At 70.0% G+C, this 16836-nt stretch carries 14 protein-coding genes; 8 read left to right on the top strand and 6 right to left on the bottom strand.

Annotation, left to right across the window (positions count from 1 at the left end):
- Both EPO13_08270 and EPO13_08265 read right to left on the bottom strand, forming a co-directional pair.
- Complete coding sequence (locus EPO13_08270) at window positions 1-3084, bottom strand: bifunctional [glutamine synthetase] adenylyltransferase/[glutamine synthetase]-adenylyl-L-tyrosine phosphorylase (protein ID TAK69239.1); 3084 nt, start codon at window positions 3082-3084, stop codon at window positions 1-3.
- Window positions 3085-3251: 167 nt separating this feature from the next.
- A complete protein-coding gene (locus EPO13_08265) occupies window positions 3252-4589 on the bottom strand; it encodes a glutamine synthetase (protein ID TAK69190.1) in 1338 nt (445 codons plus the stop codon).
- 195 nt (window positions 4590-4784) lie between these two features.
- Between EPO13_08265 and EPO13_08260 the strand changes: the two genes are divergently transcribed.
- Window positions 4785-6596 carry an NAD+ synthase gene (locus EPO13_08260; GenBank protein ID TAK69189.1) on the top strand — a complete coding sequence of 604 codons (1812 nt, stop codon included), beginning with the start codon at window positions 4785-4787 and terminating at the stop codon, window positions 6594-6596.
- Here the strand turns inward: EPO13_08260 and EPO13_08255 are convergent.
- Window positions 6493-7146 (bottom strand): TetR/AcrR family transcriptional regulator, encoded by a 654-nt coding sequence (locus tag EPO13_08255; GenBank protein TAK69188.1) that lies wholly within the window; start codon window positions 7144-7146, stop codon window positions 6493-6495. The genes EPO13_08260 and EPO13_08255 overlap by 104 nt on opposite strands.
- Window positions 7146-8783, bottom strand: a complete 1638-nt coding sequence (locus EPO13_08250; GenBank protein TAK69238.1) for an MFS transporter — start codon at window positions 8781-8783, stop codon at window positions 7146-7148. Before EPO13_08250 ends, EPO13_08255 begins: the two co-directional genes overlap by 1 nt.
- Before the next feature lie 303 nt (window positions 8784-9086).
- Here EPO13_08250 and panB point away from each other — a divergent pair, with 303 nt between their 5' ends.
- Window positions 9087-10004, top strand: a complete 918-nt coding sequence (gene panB, locus EPO13_08245; protein TAK69187.1) for a 3-methyl-2-oxobutanoate hydroxymethyltransferase — start codon at window positions 9087-9089, stop codon at window positions 10002-10004.
- 56 nt (window positions 10005-10060) lie between these two features.
- On the opposite strand, the gene npdG is transcribed toward panB, so the two are convergent.
- On the bottom strand, window positions 10061-10780 hold the full coding sequence (npdG, locus tag EPO13_08240; protein ID TAK69186.1) for an NADPH-dependent F420 reductase: 720 nt from the start codon (window positions 10778-10780) through the stop codon (window positions 10061-10063).
- 29 nt (window positions 10781-10809) lie between these two features.
- On the opposite strand from npdG, the gene EPO13_08235 reads away from it, so the two are divergent.
- Together EPO13_08235 and EPO13_08230 are read left to right on the top strand one after the other, a co-directional pair.
- Entirely contained in the window at window positions 10810-11487 is a 678-nt protein-coding gene (locus EPO13_08235; GenBank protein TAK69185.1) for a hypothetical protein, read from the top strand.
- Between the two features lie 132 nt (window positions 11488-11619).
- Window positions 11620-12270 (top strand): histone H1, encoded by a 651-nt coding sequence (locus tag EPO13_08230; protein ID TAK69184.1) that lies wholly within the window; start codon window positions 11620-11622, stop codon window positions 12268-12270.
- A gap of 97 nt (window positions 12271-12367) precedes the next feature.
- On the opposite strand, the gene EPO13_08225 is transcribed toward EPO13_08230, so the two are convergent.
- Complete coding sequence (locus EPO13_08225; GenBank protein ID TAK69183.1) at window positions 12368-13303, bottom strand: acyl-CoA thioesterase II; 936 nt, start codon at window positions 13301-13303, stop codon at window positions 12368-12370.
- A gap of 346 nt (window positions 13304-13649) precedes the next feature.
- On the opposite strand from EPO13_08225, the gene EPO13_08220 reads away from it, so the two are divergent.
- The 4 genes from EPO13_08220 to EPO13_08205 all read left to right on the top strand — a co-directional run bounded on the left by EPO13_08220 (window position 13650) and on the right by EPO13_08205 (window position 16719).
- Window positions 13650-14573: an ROK family protein gene (locus tag EPO13_08220; protein TAK69182.1), complete on the top strand. Its 924-nt coding sequence runs from the start codon at window positions 13650-13652 to the stop codon at window positions 14571-14573.
- 58 nt (window positions 14574-14631) lie between these two features.
- Complete coding sequence (locus EPO13_08215; GenBank protein TAK69181.1) at window positions 14632-15147, top strand: MarR family transcriptional regulator; 516 nt, start codon at window positions 14632-14634, stop codon at window positions 15145-15147.
- Between the two features lie 121 nt (window positions 15148-15268).
- Window positions 15269-16087 carry a TIGR03620 family F420-dependent LLM class oxidoreductase gene (locus EPO13_08210; GenBank protein ID TAK69180.1) on the top strand — a complete coding sequence of 273 codons (819 nt, stop codon included), beginning with the start codon at window positions 15269-15271 and terminating at the stop codon, window positions 16085-16087.
- A 149-nt stretch (window positions 16088-16236) separates the two neighbouring features.
- On the top strand, window positions 16237-16719 hold the full coding sequence (locus EPO13_08205; protein ID TAK69179.1) for a hypothetical protein: 483 nt from the start codon (window positions 16237-16239) through the stop codon (window positions 16717-16719).
- Window positions 16720-16836 lie beyond the last annotated feature (117 nt).

Below are 16836 nucleotides of genomic sequence, written 5' to 3'. Positions count from 1 at the left end.
TCACTGGTAGAAGACCCGCTCGACGACACTCCTCGCCCGGCGGGTCAACCGTCGGTAATCGTCCAGCAACCGACCGCTATCGGACGGACCGTAGCCCAGCACGTGCGCCACCGCTCGCAGCTCGCGCAGGTCCGACGGGACCGAGTCCACCGGCCGGCCCCGCACCAGCATGGCGGCGTTGCGCACCCGGCTGGCGATCCGCCACGCCCCGAGCAGCGCCTCGGCGTCCTGGTCGTCGAACAGCCCCGCTGCTTCGGCGGCGCGCAGCGCGGCCAGCGTGCCGGTGGTCTGCAGGTTGCGCTGCTGTCCGGCGTACCGCAGCTGCATGAGCTGCACCGCCCATTCGACGTCGGACAGGCCCCCGCGGCCGAGCTTCGTGTGCATCGCCGGATCCGCGCCGCGCGGCAGCCGTTCGGCCTCCATGCGCGCCTTGAGCCGCCGGATCTCCCGGACCGCCTCCTCGTCGACCCCGCCGTCCGGCCACCGCAAGGGGTTGGCGAGTTGCAGGAAGCGCTGCCCCAACTCCGGATCGCCGGCGACGAACGAGGCACGCAGCAGTGCCTGGCTCTCCCAGGTCTCGCTCCACCGCGCGTAGTAGGCGGCGTACGCCGACAGCGTCCGCACCAGCGCCCCGGCGCGGCCCTCCGGTCGCAGGTCCGCGTCGATCACCAGCGGTGGGTCCGGTGACGGTACGGCGAGCAGCCGGCGAAGCTCGTTGGCCACCGCGAGCGCCGCGTCAGCCGCCGCCCGCTCGTCGGCGCCGGGCAACGGGTCATGGACGAAGATCACGTCGGCGTCGCTGGCGTAACCGAGCTCACGGCCGCCGAACCGGCCCATCGCGATGATCGCCAGGCGCGTGGGCAGCTTGCCGCCGGTGCTCCGTCCGACCGACCGGACCGCGGCCTGCAATGCCCCGACCACGGTCGCGGCGGTCACCTCCGACAGCGCCGCGCCGACCGCCTCGATATCCAGCAGCCCCGACAGGTCCGCCACCGACACCCGCAACAGTTCCCGGCGACGCAGCGCCCGCACCGCGGCGACGGCCAGTTCCGGATCGTCGTAACGCGTCGCCGCCGACAATGCCTCGGTTTCCAGGGCTTCCTGACTGCGCGGGACAAGTTCGCCGTCGTCGGCGAGCATCCGGACCGCCTCCGGGGCGCGCAGCAGCAGCCCGGAAGCATAACGACTGGTCGCCAGCACCGCCGCCATCCGCTCTGCCGCAGCCGATTCGTCGCGAAGCAACCGCAGATACCACGGGGTGGCTCCCAGCGAATCGGACAGCCGGCGGAAGGCCAGCAGCCCGGCGTCGGGGTCGGGAGCGTCGGCGAACCACCCCAACAGCACGGGCAGCAGCGTGCGCTGGATCGCCGCGCGCCGGGCCATCCCGGAGGTCAGCGCTTCGATATGCCGAAGCGCCCCGGCGGGATCGACGTACCCGAGCGCGACCAGCCGCTGCTCGGCGGCCTCCGGGGTGAGGCGGGCGTCGCCGGCTGGCAGCCGGGCGACGGCGTTCAGCAACGGCCGGTAGAACAGTTTTTCGTGCAACCGGCGTACCTCACGCCGGTGCCGCCGGAACGCCGCCACCAGGTCGTCCACCGGATCGACCCGGAAACCCAGCGACCGGCCGAGCCGCCGCAGGTCCGCGTCGTCGTCCGGGACCACGTGGGTACGGCGCAACCGGTGCAACTGGATCCGATGCTCCAGCCGACGCAGGAACCGGTACGCCGTGGCCAGCGAGGCGGCGTCCTCCCGGCCGACGTAACCCCAGGTGGACAACGATTCCAACGCTTCCAACGTGTTGGAGCTGCGCAGCATCACGTCGCTTCGCCCGTGGACCAGCTGCAGCAATTGCACCGCGAACTCGACGTCGCGCAGGCCACCGGGCCCGAGTTTGAGTTGCCGTTCGGCATCGCGGGACGGTACGTGCTGCTCGACGCGGCGCCGCATCGCCTGGACGTCTTCGACGAAGTTCGACCGGTCAGCGGCGGCCCAGATGAACGGCAGGACCGCATCGACGTACGCCGCCCCCAGCGCGCGGTCGCCGGCCGCGGGGCGCGCCTTCAGCAACGCCTGGTACTCCCAGGTGCTCGCCCAGCGCTGGTAGTACGCCACATGGCTGGCCAGCGTTCGAACCAGCGCGCCGCTGCGACCCTCCGGGCGCAGTGCCGCGTCGACCTCCCAGAGGCTGCCCTCGGCAGTGGTCGCGCTGCAGGCCCGGATCACCCCGGCGGCGAGCTTGGTCCCCGTCGCCAGGGCGCCGACCTCGTCCCCGCCCGGGAACGGTTCGGCGACGAAGATGACGTCGACGTCGCTGACGTAGTTCAGTTCACGCCCGCCACACTTACCCATCCCGATCACCGCGAACCGGCACGGCGGCGCATCCGGCGGCAGGCCGGCACGGGCGACGGCGACCGCCGCGTCCAATGCGGCGTCGGCGAGCGCGGCCAACGCCGCGCCGACCTCCTCGACCGGCAGCCCGGGGCCGCCGTCGTCGCCGACCAGGTCGAGCGCGGCCAGGCTCAGCAGCAGGCGCCGGTAGGCGACGCGCAGGTCGGCCAGCACCTCCGGACCCGCACCCCGGGCGACCGGCACCTCGTCCGTCGGGTCCGCGCCCACGGCCCGCAGCAATGCGCCGCGGACCGCCGCGGCGTCCAGCGGTTCCCGTACCCAGTCGTCGGTCAGCGCCCGCCACTGCCCCGGGTGGCGGACCAGGTGGTCGGCCAACCCCAGCGAGGTGCCGAGGACGGCGATCAGCCTGCGGCGCAACGGTCCTGCTGCTGCCACCGCGCCTCGCAGCGCGGTAGCCTCCGCGGCGGCGGCGTCCGGCGTGCCATCCCCGCCGGCGGCACTGTCCACGACTCGGATCAGGCAGACCAGCGCTTGATCGGGATCGGCGGCATCCCCGAGGTCGTCGAGCAGCAGGTCCACGGCGTCCGCCGGCAGCGCCGCCAGCAGTGCCTGCATCGCCGGGGAATCCAGCAGGCCGTCCGCGCGGGCGACGTCGACGAAGCCGAGCCGAGCCAGTCGGGCCTGCCGGCTCGACGGCCGGCCCGCCGGTCCGGGCTCGGCCCGGTGGCCGGGCAGCGTCGTCACCCGGCGACCCTAGCCGCCACGTCGCCGGCCGATCCCCGTCCGCCGCGCACGCTCAAGCGCGGGAACCTGCACCTGGTCCGCCGGCACAACCTCAGCAGACCGGCGACGTCAGCGCGCGGCCACCTCAGCGCGCCGGCAACCTCCGCGGACCGGCGACCTCAGAGGACCGGCAGGTACCGATCGAGCTCGTAGCGGCTGACCTGACGCCGGTAGTCCTCCCACTCCGCCTTCTTGTTGCGCAGGAAGAAGTCGAAGACGTGCTCCCCCAAGGTCTCGGCCACCAGCTCCGAGCCCTCCATCGCCTCGATGGCCTGGTTCAGCGACTGCGGCAGCGGTCGCATGCCGAGCGCCCGGCGTTCGGCCTCGGTGAGCGACCACACGTCGTCCTCAGCACCCGGCGGCAGTTCCAGGCCGAGTTCGATGCCCTTCAGGCCCGCGGCGAGCAGCACGGCGTACGCCAGGTACGGGTTGCACGCACTGTCCAGCGAACGGACCTCGACCCGGGTCGAGTTGCCCTTGGTCGGCTTGTACATCGGAACCCGTACCAGCGCCGAGCGGTTGTTGTGCCCCCAGCACACCCACGCCGGCGCCTCGCCGCCACCGGCCAGCCGCTTGTACGAGTTGATCCACTGGTTGGTGACCGCGGTGATGTCCGGAGCGAACTGCAGCAGGCCGGCGATGAACGACCGCGCGACCTTCGACAGCTGGAGATCCGCGCCCGCCTCGTGGAAGGCATTGCGATCGCCTTCGAACAGTGACAGGTGCGTATGCATACCGGAGCCCGGATGGTCGCGGAACGGCTTGGGCATGAACGAGGCATACATGCCCTGCTCCAGCGCGACCTCCTTCACCACCAGCCGGAACGTCATGACGTTGTCGGCGGTCGTCAGCGCGTCGGCGTACCGCAGGTCGATCTCCTGCTGGCCCGGCCCGCCCTCGTGATGACTGAACTCGACCGAGATCCCCATCGCCTCGAGCAGGCCGATGGCCTGCCGGCGGAAGTCGTGACCCACGTTCTGCGGCGTGTGGTCGAAGTACCCGAAGCTGTCCACCGGGACCGGGTCGCCGCCGGGCTCCGGCTTGTCCTTGAGCAGGAAGAACTCCACCTCGGGATGGGTGTAGAAGGTGAAGCCGAGGTCGGCGGCGCGCGCCAGGGTCCGCTTGAGCACCCAGCGCGGATCGGCGTACGACGGCGACCCGTCGGGCATGAGGATGTCGCAGAACAACCGCGCGACACCCTGGTTCTCGCCGCGCCACGGCAGGATCTGAAAGGTCGACGGATCCGGGCGCGCCAGCATGTCCGACTCCGACACCCGGGCGAAACCTTCGATCGCCGAGCCGTCGAAGCCGATGCCCTCGGCGAACGCGCCTTCCAGTTCGGCCGGGGCGATCGCGACCGATTTGAGAGTGCCGAGCACGTCGGTGAACCAGAGGCGCACGAACCGCGTGTCGCGCTCCTCGATCGTCCGCAGCACGAACTCGGTCTGCTTGTCCATGGCGGTCATCCTGCCCCGTGATCGGTTACGGCGGTATTGCAGGGGCCCGCGACACGGAGGGGACCGTCGCGATGCGACGCCTGGTGCGAGCATCGGCGCCCGCCACGACCGGACGGTCCCGCGATCGTCGGCCGGCGAGAGTCGGCGTACCGGTCCCCGGCAGCGCGGTCGCTGCGGCGCGGCTAGCCTCCCGACGTGCCATCGCTGCGCCTCGCCCTCGCCCAGTGCAATCCCACCGTCGGAGCTATCGCGGCGAACGCCGCCGACGTCCGGCGCTGGACCGCACAGGCGGCAGCGGCCGGCGCCGACCTGGTCGCCTTTCCCGAGCTGATGCTCACCGGCTATCCGGTCGAGGACCTGGCACTACGACCGTCGTTCCGCGAAGCCTCCCGCCATGCCCTGCACCAGCTGGCCGGGGACCTGGCCGATGACGGGCTGGCCGGGATCCCCGTCGTCGTCGGCCATCTGGACTGGATCGACGGCCGCGAGGACCGCGTCGGGGCGCCCCGCGGCGCGCCGGTGAACGCGGCGTCGGTGCTGTACGGCGGGCAGGCCGTGGCGCGCTACGTCAAACACCATCTGCCGAACTACGGCGTGTTCGACGAGGCCCGGTACTTCGTCCCCGGGGCGCAGGCCTGCGTGGTGCGGGTGCGCGGTGTCGATGTCGCGCTGGCGATCTGCGAGGACCTCTGGCAACCCGGCGGGCCGGTCGCGCAGGTGCGCGGTACCCACGCCGGCCTGCTCGTGGTGATCAATGGTTCGCCCTACGAACGCAACAAGGACGACGTCCGGCTGCAGTTGTGCACCGACCGGGCCGCCGAGGCCGGCTGCACGCTGGCCTACCTGAACATGGTCGGCGGGCAGGACGAGCTGGTTTTCGACGGCGACTCGATCGTGGTCTCCCCCGCCGGCGACCTGCTCGCCCGGGGGCCGCAGTTCGCCGAGCACCTGCTCGTGGTCGACCTGGACCTGCCAGCGGCCACCGCGCCACGACGGCTGCCCGATGGCGGCGACATCCTCGTGCTGCCCGATCACCCCACGCCGGACCGCCCACGCCAGATCCCACCGCGGGCCGAACCGCTGGCCGAACCGGCAGACGTGTATGCCGCGCTCGTGCTCGGCCTGCGGGACTACGTGCGCAAGAACGGGTTCCGCAGTGTCGTGCTCGGCCTGTCCGGTGGCATCGACTCGGCGCTGGTCGCCGCCATCGCCTGCGACGCCATCGGGGCGCAGAACGTCTACGGCGTGTCCATGCCGAGTTCGTACTCCTCCGAGCACTCCCGCAGCGACGCCGCCGAGTTGGCGCGCCGCACCGGCTGTCAGCTGCGTACCGTGCCGATCGCCGGCATGGTGGACGCGTTCGCCGCAGTCCTGCCGCTGTCCGGGCTCAGCGAGGAGAATCTGCAGGCCCGGGTCCGCGGGACGACGCTGATGGCGATCTCCAACTCCGAGGGACACCTCGTCCTCGCGACGGGCAACAAGAGTGAGCTGTCGGTCGGCTATTCCACGATCTACGGCGACGCGGTCGGTGGCTTCGCACCGCTGAAGGACGTGGCCAAGACCCTGGTGTGGGAACTCGCGCGGCAACGCAACGCCGCCGCGCTGGCCGCCGGACAGGTCCCGCCGATTCCGGAGTCCAGCATCGACAAGCCGCCCAGCGCGGAACTTCGGCCCGGCCAACTCGACAGCGATTCACTGCCGGACTACGCCGTCCTGGACGACCTGCTCGACGACTACGTCGAACACGACCGCAGCGCCGCCGATCTCGCCGCCCAAGGCTTCGACCCGATCCTCGTCGAGGACGTCCTGCGGCTCACCGACGGCGCCGAGTGGAAGCGACGGCAGTACCCCCCGGGGACCAAGATCTCGTTCCGGGCGTTCGGGCGGGACCGCCGGTTGCCGATCACGAACCGCTGGCGCGAACCGGCGCCTCCGTCCCCGCCACATCCGTCGCCACCGCAGCAGCAGTCCGCGGGGCCTGGTCTGGACGAAGCCCCCGCAGGATGACGTCGAGATACTCCTCGACGGTCGCCTCGGGAGCGACATCGACCCCGCTGCGACGCAGCCCGGCCTGGTGCAGGATCGGACCGACCAGCAGCTGAATCATGACGTCGAACTCGACGTCGTCCCGCAGTTCCCCTTGCGCGACAGCGTCTTCGAGCACCTGCCGCAAAGCCGCTCGCCGGGGCCGTACCACGCGCTCGAAGTAGAGCTGGAACACCTCGGGATCGCGCGAGTGGGTCAGCATCATCGGCCACAGGTCGTCGGCCGCGCACGGCGACTGCTTGTGCCGGGCCAGCTCTCCCAGGAACTGCAGGAGATAGTCCCGCAGCGGGACGTCTCCACGCGGCGGCGGGGGCGCCGGTTTGAGACCGTCGATGACCGCAGACACGAGATCCGTCTTGGTCGGGAACCGGCGGTAGATCGTCGCCTTGCCGACGCAGGCCCGGGCGGCGACGGCGTCGACCGACAACTCGGCCAGGCCGCGTTCGTCGATGATGTCCATCACCGCCTGGGTGATCGCTCGGTCAGCCGCCACGCTGCGCGGTCGGGCCATCACCGCTCCTGACGGATCGATTCCGCCGGAGCGTTGCGCTCCAACGGAGCCTCCTCGACATGGGCGAGGTGGTCGCTGTCCTCGTCGACCAGATGAACGGCGTCAGCAGCATGCTCCGGCTCCGGCGCCCTGCCCGGCTGGCCGTGACCACCCGCCCAGGGCACCGCCTCCGCCTGCTTGGGCAGCCACACCAGAATGGCCAGCGCAGCGACAAGCAACGTGACCGCGGCCACCCAGCCACTGACGTGCAGTACCTGCAGGAACGCGTCGTTCGCGTCGTCGAGCAGCGACGCCGCGACGCCGGCTGGCAGCTGCCCGGACGCAGTCGCGGCGTCCACCACACCGACCGTCGCTCCCAATGAATCCGACGCCGCGGTCTGGGCGGCCGGCGGCAACGCCGAGGCAGACAGCGCCGGCGAGAACGCGTGCGCGTAGATGCTCGCCCCGACCGAACTGATGATCGCGACGCCGAGTACCCCGCCGACCTGCCGGACGGTCTGCTGCACCGCCGACGCCGGCCCCGATCGCTGCGGCGGAGTGGCCAGGGTCATTCGCGTCGTCGCCGGCGCCATGACGTTGCCCATGCCGTACCCGAACAACAGCGCTGCCACGATCATGAACCAGATAGGCGTGTCCCGGCCGTACAGCGCAATCCCGACCGATCCCAGTGCCGCGAAGGCCAGCCCCCCGGCGATGACCGTACGGGCCCCGATCCGGCGAACGACCGCAGCGCTGGCCGGCGCACCGAGCAGCTGCCCGGCGGCGAACGGCAGGAACAAGCAGCCAGCCACCAATGGCGACCAGCCCCGCACGATCTGCATATAGAAGGTCAGAAACAGGATGACTCCGGATAGCGCCGCGAACGACAGCGACGCCACGCCCAGCGGCGTACTGAAGGAGCGGATCCGGAACAACGTTACGTCCAGCGACGGATGGTCGATTCGGGACTCGTACCAGAGGAAGGCGGCCAGCACCGCGACACCGCCGGCGATCCAGGCGTACGTCGCCCACAGTCCCCAGCCGGCTTCCTGAATGCCGTAGACCAGCATGAGCAGGCCGATGACCGACAGGACGAGGCCGACCGGATCGAGCTTGCGCCGCACCGGGTTCTTCGTCTCCGGCACCACCCACGCCGTGCCGACGAGCCCGATGACGACCACCGGGACGTTGATGAGGAAGACCGAACCCCACCAGAAGTGCTCGAGCAGCATGCCGGCGACGATGGGCCCGAGCGCGATGGAGCCACCCGCCGCCGCCGCCCAGATCCCGATGGCCTTACCGCGCTCCTGCGGCGGGAAGATGACCGTGATGATGGCCAGCGACAGCGGAAGCACGGACGCGGCACCGACGCCCATGAGGGCGCGAGCGGCGATGAGTTGTTCCGGGGACTGCGCCCACGCCGTCAGCGCGGAGAACAGCCCGAAACTCGCCATGCCGATCATGAGGGTCTTCTTGCGCCCGTAGCGGTCTCCGAGGACGCCCCAGGTGAACAGCAAGGCGGCGAAGACCAACGCGTAGGCATTGATCGACCACACCAGTTCGCTCTGCGTCGCGCCGAGATCCTCCTGGATCGTCTTGAGCGCGACGTTGAGGACGGTGTTATCGAGCACGACGATCACGAGGCTGGTGACGAGCACGGCGAGCATGGACCATCGCCGCGCGTAGATGCCGTCGGTGACGCTGTGCTGCGCCACGCTCCCCGTGACCGGACCGGTCTGCCGGCTACCCGGCGGCTGCTGCGCACTCATCGTTGCCTCCTCGTCGGTCGCGTTGGACCGTACGCCCGCCGATTCCGAAACGCAACGGTATCGTTTCGGAATTCTGAGGATGCCGCCGCGGATCCTCAGCAAGCGGGCCGCATTGGCGTCGGCATCCGGGCTCTGCGACCATGGCTCCGTCCGGGGACTCCGTCAGGGAGCCTCGAGAGCGGAGGTTTCGCCATGTCTGAGCACGTCGTCGGGGCTGGGCCATCCGAGGCTGGGCTATCCGAGGCTGGGCAATCGACGCCGGTCGGACGCGACCTGGCCCCCACCCCGTTGCTGTACGGCGGCGCATCCGGGGGCCGACGGGTCACCGTTCGCGACATCGCGGAGGCCAAGGCCCGCGGCGAACGCTGGCCGATGATCACCGCCTACGACGCCCCCACCGCGCAACTGTTCGACGAAGCCGGAGTTCCGGTCCTGCTGGTCGGCGATTCGGCCGCCATGGTCGTCTACGGACACGATTCGACCGTGCCGGTGACGGTCGACGAACTGCTTCCCTTGGTTCGCGCCGTGACGCGCGGCAGCCGCCGCGCCCTGGTCGTGGCGGATCTCCCGTTCGGCTCGTACCAGGCGTCAGTGGCGCAGGCGCTGGAAACCGCGTCCCGGTTCATGAAGGAGGGCGGCGCGCACGCGGTCAAGCTCGAAGGCGGCCAGCGGGTGCTACCACAGGTCGAGGCGCTGGTATCCGCCGGGATTCCGGTGATGGGTCACCTCGGACTGACCCCGCAATCGGTCAACGTGCTCGGCGGCTACCGGGTCCAGGGCCGCGGCGAAGCCGGAGAGCGGTTGTTGCAGGACGCCAAGGCGCTGGAGGCGGCGGGGGCATTCGCCATCGTGCTCGAGGTCGTGCCGGCCCAGCTGGCCGAACGGGTCACGGCGTCGATCTCGATCCCGACCATCGGGATCGGTGCCGGCCCAGCTACCGACGCCCAGGTGATCGTGTGGCAGGACCTCGTCGGCCTGACGCCGGGGCCGGGCCCGAAGTTCGTCCGGCGGTACGCCGACATCCGTACGACGATCGCCGAGGCGGTCAATGCCTGGGCCGCCGACGTCGTCTCGGGGGCGTATCCGGCCGAGGCCAACACCTACCACTAGCCCGATCTCGGTTCCGGCGGCGCACGGATTCCGCGTGGGGATCCGGCGTAGGGGGATCAGATGTCGGTGATCCGTACGCCCGCGTGGGCCTTGTAGCGCCGGTTGATCGAGATCAGGTTGGCGGTCAGGGCCTCGACCTGTCCGGCGTTGCGTAACCGTCCGCCGTACACCCCGCGCATTCCCCGGATGCGGCTCGCCAGCGCCTGAACGAGATCCGTGGCAGCCCGGTCGTCGCCGAGGACCAGGACATCGGTGTCGATGCTGTCGATCTGCTCGTCGAGCAGCAACAACGCCGAGACGTGGTGGAACGCCGCGGTGACCGTGCTGCGCGGCAGGATCGCTGCGGCCTGCTGCGCTGCGGAACCTTCGTCGACTCGCAAGGCGTAGGCACCCTGCTTGTCGAAGCCCATGGGATTCACGCAGTCGACGACGACCTTGCCGGCCAGCTCGTCGGCAAGGGACGCCAGTAGCGCTCGATGGCCGTCCCACGGGACCGCCACGACCACGATGTCGGCCTGCCGGGCACAGTCAGCGTTGGTCGCGCCGGATGCGTTGGGGCCCAATGCGGTGGCGGCAGTCTGTGCCCGACCGGCGTCCCGGGAACCGACGACGACGCGCTGCCCGGCACGGGCCAGGCGCAGCGCCAACCCGCGGCCCTGATCTCCGGTGCCGCCGAGGAATCCGACGACCAACGACGACACGTCCGGCGCAGCTGACGCGGCCTCGGACCCTGCTGCACTGTTCGACACCTCGGTCACGGAGCCAGATCCTGTCATGGCCGCTGTTGCTACGGCACCATGGGTTCATGGACGTGTCCCGCGTCGGCCTGCTCCGCGAGATCCTCACGGATACGCCGTGGTTGCGCCGCACCGCCGAGTTCGGCAGGTCCCTGCAGCGCTCGACACGAAGCGAGCAAGGCCTGTTGCTCGTCGGGACACCGGACGACGAACCATGGCATCTGGCCGCCCACCTCGACGACGAATCCCGATACGCCGGACTTCCCGGACTGCGACCGATGTTGATCCGGTGGTCGCCGCCGCCCGATGCGCCACCGCACCTGGCCATCACGCTGGAACGACTCGAACGCGCCAGTCGCGGCGAAACGCTGTTCGTCGTGTCGCCGGGCGACTCCCCGGGTGACCTGCTCGAACGGGTCGAGGACGCGAAACGGGTGGGCGCGACGGTATTCGCCATGTCGGCCGACGACACCGAACTCGGGTCGATCGCCCATGAATCGCTTGTCGTGCCGGCTGCCGGCTTGATCCTGCCCCCCGACGCGGCGCAACTGCTGTCCATTCCGCCGCCACGAGCGGGTGGGATCGTCCTGGAACCCGGGCTGTCCTTCGACACCGCCCAGCACCTGGTGTCCGCTGCGGCCGGCGAACCCGGCGAGCGCGGGTCGCGCCATAAGGCTGGTCTGCGAGATCGCTTGGCGCGCATGCTCGATGCTATTTCCGGGAGTCCGCGCGGCGACGCCTTCTGACACGTGCCGTTATCACGACTCCGGCACGATCGGCCGTACCGACGCGTGTCAGCCCGCGTTTTCTGCCACGCTCTGCAACAGTTCTGCTGAGTCCTTCCGGCATCCGGTCGGAGGACAACCCAAGGAGGCACCGTGGCGGCCCTCGCCAAGAAGGCCCCGGCCAAGAAAGCGCCAGCGAAGAAGGCTGCCGCCAAGAAGGCCCCGGCCAAGTCCGTGGTGAAGAAGGCACCAGCCAAGCGAACGTCGGCGAGGACGACCATCGCCACCAAGGCCCCGGCCAAGAAGGCGGCCGCGAAGAAGACGACGGCCAAGAAGGTGACGGTGAAGAAGGCTGCGGCGAAACGTGCGCCGGCCAAGCGGACCGCGGCATCCTCGCCGGTGCGGAAGGCGACAACGACCAGAACAGTTGCCAAGCGGCCCATCGCCAAGAAGGCCACTGCTACCGGGAAGTCGGCGGCGACCACCAGGACAGCGAAGAAGGCCACCACCAAGGCAGTAGCCCGTAAGGCGGCTACCCGCACAGCAGCCCCAGTGAAGCCTGCGACCCGGACGACAGTGGCCAAGAAGGCGCCAGCCAAGAAGACGACGGCGAAGAAGTCGCCGACTCGGGCCGTTCCGGTCCGCAAGACCGCAGCGCCGACTGCCCGGAAGGCCGCTACGAGGAAGACCGCTGCCAAGAAGACCGTCGTACGCAAGACGACGGCACGCAAGACGACGGCACGCAAGACTGCCGTGCGCACGACTGCCGCACAGAAGGCACCCGGTCGACGCACGACTCGCTGACCTGGTCAGTCGGAAGACCTCACCTCGCAACGAGGGTGGCCACGCCCGGACGGACGTGGCCACCCTCGTTGCCTGTGTACCACTGCCGACCCGGGCGCTACCGCCGGCGCCGGAAAAGTCCTTCCTGCACAACCGATGCCGCGAGGACGCCGTCGGCGGTGAAGAAGCTGCCCGTGGCCAGACCACGCGCCCCCGACGAACTCGGCGACTCCTGCGCGTACAGCATCCACTCGTCCATCCGGCAGGGCCGGTGGAACCACACCGCGTGGTCCAGACTCGCGACGTTCGCATACTGCTGCTGCGTCAACAGTTCATTCGGTCGACCGCTCGCGTTGACCACGGCTCGCAGCAACGCGATATCGCTGGCGTACACCAGGATCGTCTGATGCAGAAGCGGATCGTCGGGAAGGCTCGACGACGTTCGGATCCACATGTTGGTGCCCAACCCCGGGCCGCCGTAGCCGCGAGGATCACCGTCGTACCGCACGTCGAACGGCGAGTCGGCGCCGGTGAGCGGCGACTTCGCGCCCTCGTGGAGCAGCGAGTAGCTGACCAGTTCGTCGGCCGGCCGCACCTCGGGCATAGCGGCCTGGTGATCGAAGCCCTCTTCCTCCACCTGGTACGACGCCGAGAGGACGAAGATCGCCTTGCCGTGCTGGATCGCCACGACCCGTCGGGTGGCGAACGACCGGCCGTCGCGAAGGCGATCGACCTCGTAGACGATCGGAATCGTCGGGTCGCCGGGCCGCAGGAAGTACGAGTGCAGCGAATGGATGCTGCGGTCGGTCGACACCGTCCGGCTGGCAGCGACCATCGCCTGCGCCGCGACCTGGCCACCGAAGACGCGCTGCATTCCGTCGTCCGGGCTGCGACCCCGGAAGATGTTCTCCTCGATGCGTTCCAGATCGAGGATGTCGTCGACGAGGGTCCGCAGCGTGGTGTCGGTGGCCGCAGCGTCGACCGTCGCCTCGCCGACAGCCGTGTCATCGAGACCCGTCGTTACGGCCTGGCCGGTACCCGTCGACTCGTTCATGCGCCACTCCTCCTGGCCCGGCCCCCTGGGACCGATCGCCGCCGGCTGCACCCTACGGGCGTGCCGGAGTTGGCCGGCCGCAGGCGCTCGCGAAGACGCTCGTCACCCGCCGTCAGCTCGATGCGTCGGCTGCTGCGGGTGAGCGGCGTCAGTCGTCTTCGGCGGCCTCCCAGGCGTCGTTGCGTGCCCGGGCGGTGTCCAGGGCTCGTGCGGCGGCAGCTTCGGTCGGGAACGGTCCGAGGCGCTCGCTGTGGGGGCAGCCGGCCTCGGGTTCCACCCGGTTGTGGATCAGGCACCAGTACCAGTTCATGGGCGCTCCTACCCTCGTCGCGACGACAAGCCCAGCATGCCCGGTCGGCACGCTGCCGTCGCGCCCCGCAGTACGGCGTACCCGCGGCTGCGGCGCACCGGGACGGTTCGGCTCGTCGCGAGGCAAACCCGGGTGAGCCGGTGGCAAGGTGTCGCCCAGACCCGTGCGGCGAGCGGAGGACCGATGGACGCCCAACCAACCACCCCGACCACCTGGCCTGACGACGTGCGAACGCTGTCGGTCGACGTGGGTGGCTCCGGTTTCAAAGCGTCCGTCCTGGACTCCCTGGGCCAGATGGTTGCCGACCGGGTCCGGGTCGACACGCCCTATCCGTGCACACCAGAACGATTCGTGGAGGAGGTCAGTGGCCTGGTGGCCGGACTTCCTTCGCACCACCGGGCTTCGGTCGGCTTCCCCGGCCTGGTCCGATCCGGCCGCGTGGTCCACGTGCCCTCGCTGTCGCGGCGGGAGTACGGCGGCCCGGAGGACCCGGAACTGGCCACCATGTGGCGCGGCTTCGACCTGGCCGGACCACTGGCGCGCGCCTTCCGCGTCCCGACGAAGGTCGCCAACGACGCCGACGTGCAGGGGTGCGCGGTGGTCCGCGGAGACGGCTTCGAGTTCGTGATGACGCTCGGCACGGGCTGCGGCACAGCGCTGTTCGACAACGGCCGGCTGCTGCCCCACATCGAACTGTCGCACGCGCCCTTCCGGAAGAAGGAGACCTACGACATCCAACTCGGCAACGCCGCACGCAAGGAGATCGGCAACGACGAGTGGGCCAAGCGGGTCGTTCAGGCGATCGAGTCGTTCGACTCGTGGCTGTACTTCGATCGGATCTACGTCGGCGGCGGCAACGCCAAACACCTGGGAGACGCCCACCTGGGCGCCAAGGCCGAAATCGTGCCCAACACCGCCGGCATCCTCGGCGGCATCCGCATTTGGGATCTTGAACGCTGACGGGTGCTGCCCGATAGTTGCGGTTTCAATGGCGCGTCCCGGCGCGTACCCTCGCGACATGACCCGGTGGCTGGACGCCGAACAGCAGAAGCACTGGCGGGCGTGGCTGGCCGCCAGCCGACTGCTGACCGAGCACCTCAACCGCGATCTGATCGCCTCGCAGGGCTTGTCCGGCGCGGACTACGAGATCCTGGTCCGGCTGTCCGAGGCACCGACACGGGCGCTGCGCATGAGCGAATTGGCGGACAAGACGTTGTCCTCCCGGTCACGGCTGTCTCACCAGGTCGACCGCATGGAGGCAGCGGGCCTCGTGGTCCGGCAGGAATGCCCCGGTGACCGGCGCGGCGCACTGGCGGTCTTGACCGAGGCGGGCTTCGCGCGTCTGGTCGCCGCTGCTCCCGACCACGTCCGGGCGGTGCGGGAGAGCCTGGTCGACGTCCTGACCGACGAGGAGTTCGCTGCGCTCGGCCGCGCGTGCGCCAAGGTGGTGGCGCACCTGACCGGCGAGGAACCGACCGGGTCTGCCTGCGGCACCGGCGGGACGCTGGATGCGGCGGAAGCCGTTACCGGCTGACCCGTTCTGCCGCAGCGGGTCTGGACGACGGCTCCGTGCGAGTGTTCCCGGCTGCAGCGCGACAATCCGCTTCGGATATCGCCGTTGACCTCAAGTGGACTTGACGTCGTACCGTTTCCGGATGCGCAGCTTGCCGGATCTTCAGGGCATCGGGATCGCCAGCACCACACCGTTCACCGATGACGCACAGCAGGTGGCCGACGAGGCGCGGCAGGTCGAGGAACTCGGGTTCGCGACGCTCTGGCGCTCCGGGGTTCTGCCGATGGTCGAGGTAGCGGTTCGCGCCACCGACCACCTCCCGGTCGCGACCGGGATCATCCCGGTGTCGAAGGTGGCGGCACCGGACGTCGCCACGACCTACCAGGCGCTGCAGCACGACCATCCGGGCCGGTTCGTGGTCGGGCTGGGCGGCGCGCATGACCGGCACCCGCTGCGCACCCTGGGTACGTACCTCGACGCCCTCGACGCGGCAGGCATACCGCCCGAGGCCCGGGTGCTCGCCGCGCTCGGGCCGAACATGCTCGACCTGGCCCGCGACCGGGCCGGCGGCGCCTATCCGTACCTGGTGACTCCGCAGTACGTCGCCGACGCCCGGGCGCGGCTGGGTCCCGACCGCCTGGTCGCCGTCCTGCTGATGACAGCGCCGACCACCGACCGGGAGCGGGTACGCCGCGTCGCTGGCGAGCCGCTGGCGTTCCTGACCGCCGCCGGCGGCTACCGGCGGAACCTGCTGCGGCTGGGCTTCAGCGAGTCCGACATCGACGAGGTGAGCGACCGGCTGCTCGACGGCATCGTCGCCTGGGGCGACGTTGACGACATTGCGGCACGGATCGCCGCGTACCACGCCGCGGGAGCCGACCAGGTCGTGCTCCGGATCCTCGACATCGATGGCGACCTTCCGGCCAGCCGCGAACGTCTCGCGTCAGCGCTCCTGCACTGACGGCCGCCGACCGGCGGCGTCCTGAACCAGGTCGAACAGGGCTGCGCGCGAGAGTGTTATGCGCGGCAACGCAATCCGGGACGGGGCGGGATCCTCGATGTCTGACCCTGCTGAGACAGTGTCGATGAAAACAGCAGAAGGGGAGAACGATGGGTCAGAAGATCCTGTACATCGACATGGACGGCGTCATCTGCGACTTCGAGTCGGCCTTCGACAAGCTCGACCCGGAAGTCCGAGCTGAATACAAGGGACGGGAGGACCAGATTCCCGGCCTGTTCGCTCTGATGGACCCGATCCCCGGCGCAATCGAGGCGGTCACCACGTTGGCGTTGCTGTTCGACACCTTTGTGCTGTCGACCGTGCCATGGGGCAACACCGCCGGGGCCAGCCAGAAGATCGAATGGATTCAGCGTCACTTCGGATCCGACAACGGCAGTCCGTTGTGGAAGCGCGTGATCCTGTCGCACCACAAGCATCTCAACCGGGGCGATTTCCTCATCGACGATCGTCACCGCAACGGTGCAGCAGAGTTTCCGGACCACAATCCGGGAGGCGAGTGGCTGCACTTTGGTAGCGAAGCCTTCCCCGACTGGCCGACCATCGTGGCCTACCTCCGCGGGCGGGCCGCCTGACATTGCGCTCCGGCGCGTGCGGCGTCGGCTCGGTCCGGCGCCAACTGCTCAACGCCTTTCCGCACCCTCCGGCCATTGACGTCCGGTCAGCGGAGGAGTACGCCTGAACCGGCCCCA

It is taken from the genome of Actinomycetota bacterium (assembly GCA_004297305.1).
Taxonomy (GTDB): Bacteria; Actinomycetota; Actinomycetes; order S36-B12; family FW305-bin1; genus FW305-bin1.
This window is presented reverse-complemented; position numbering and strand designations above follow the sequence as displayed.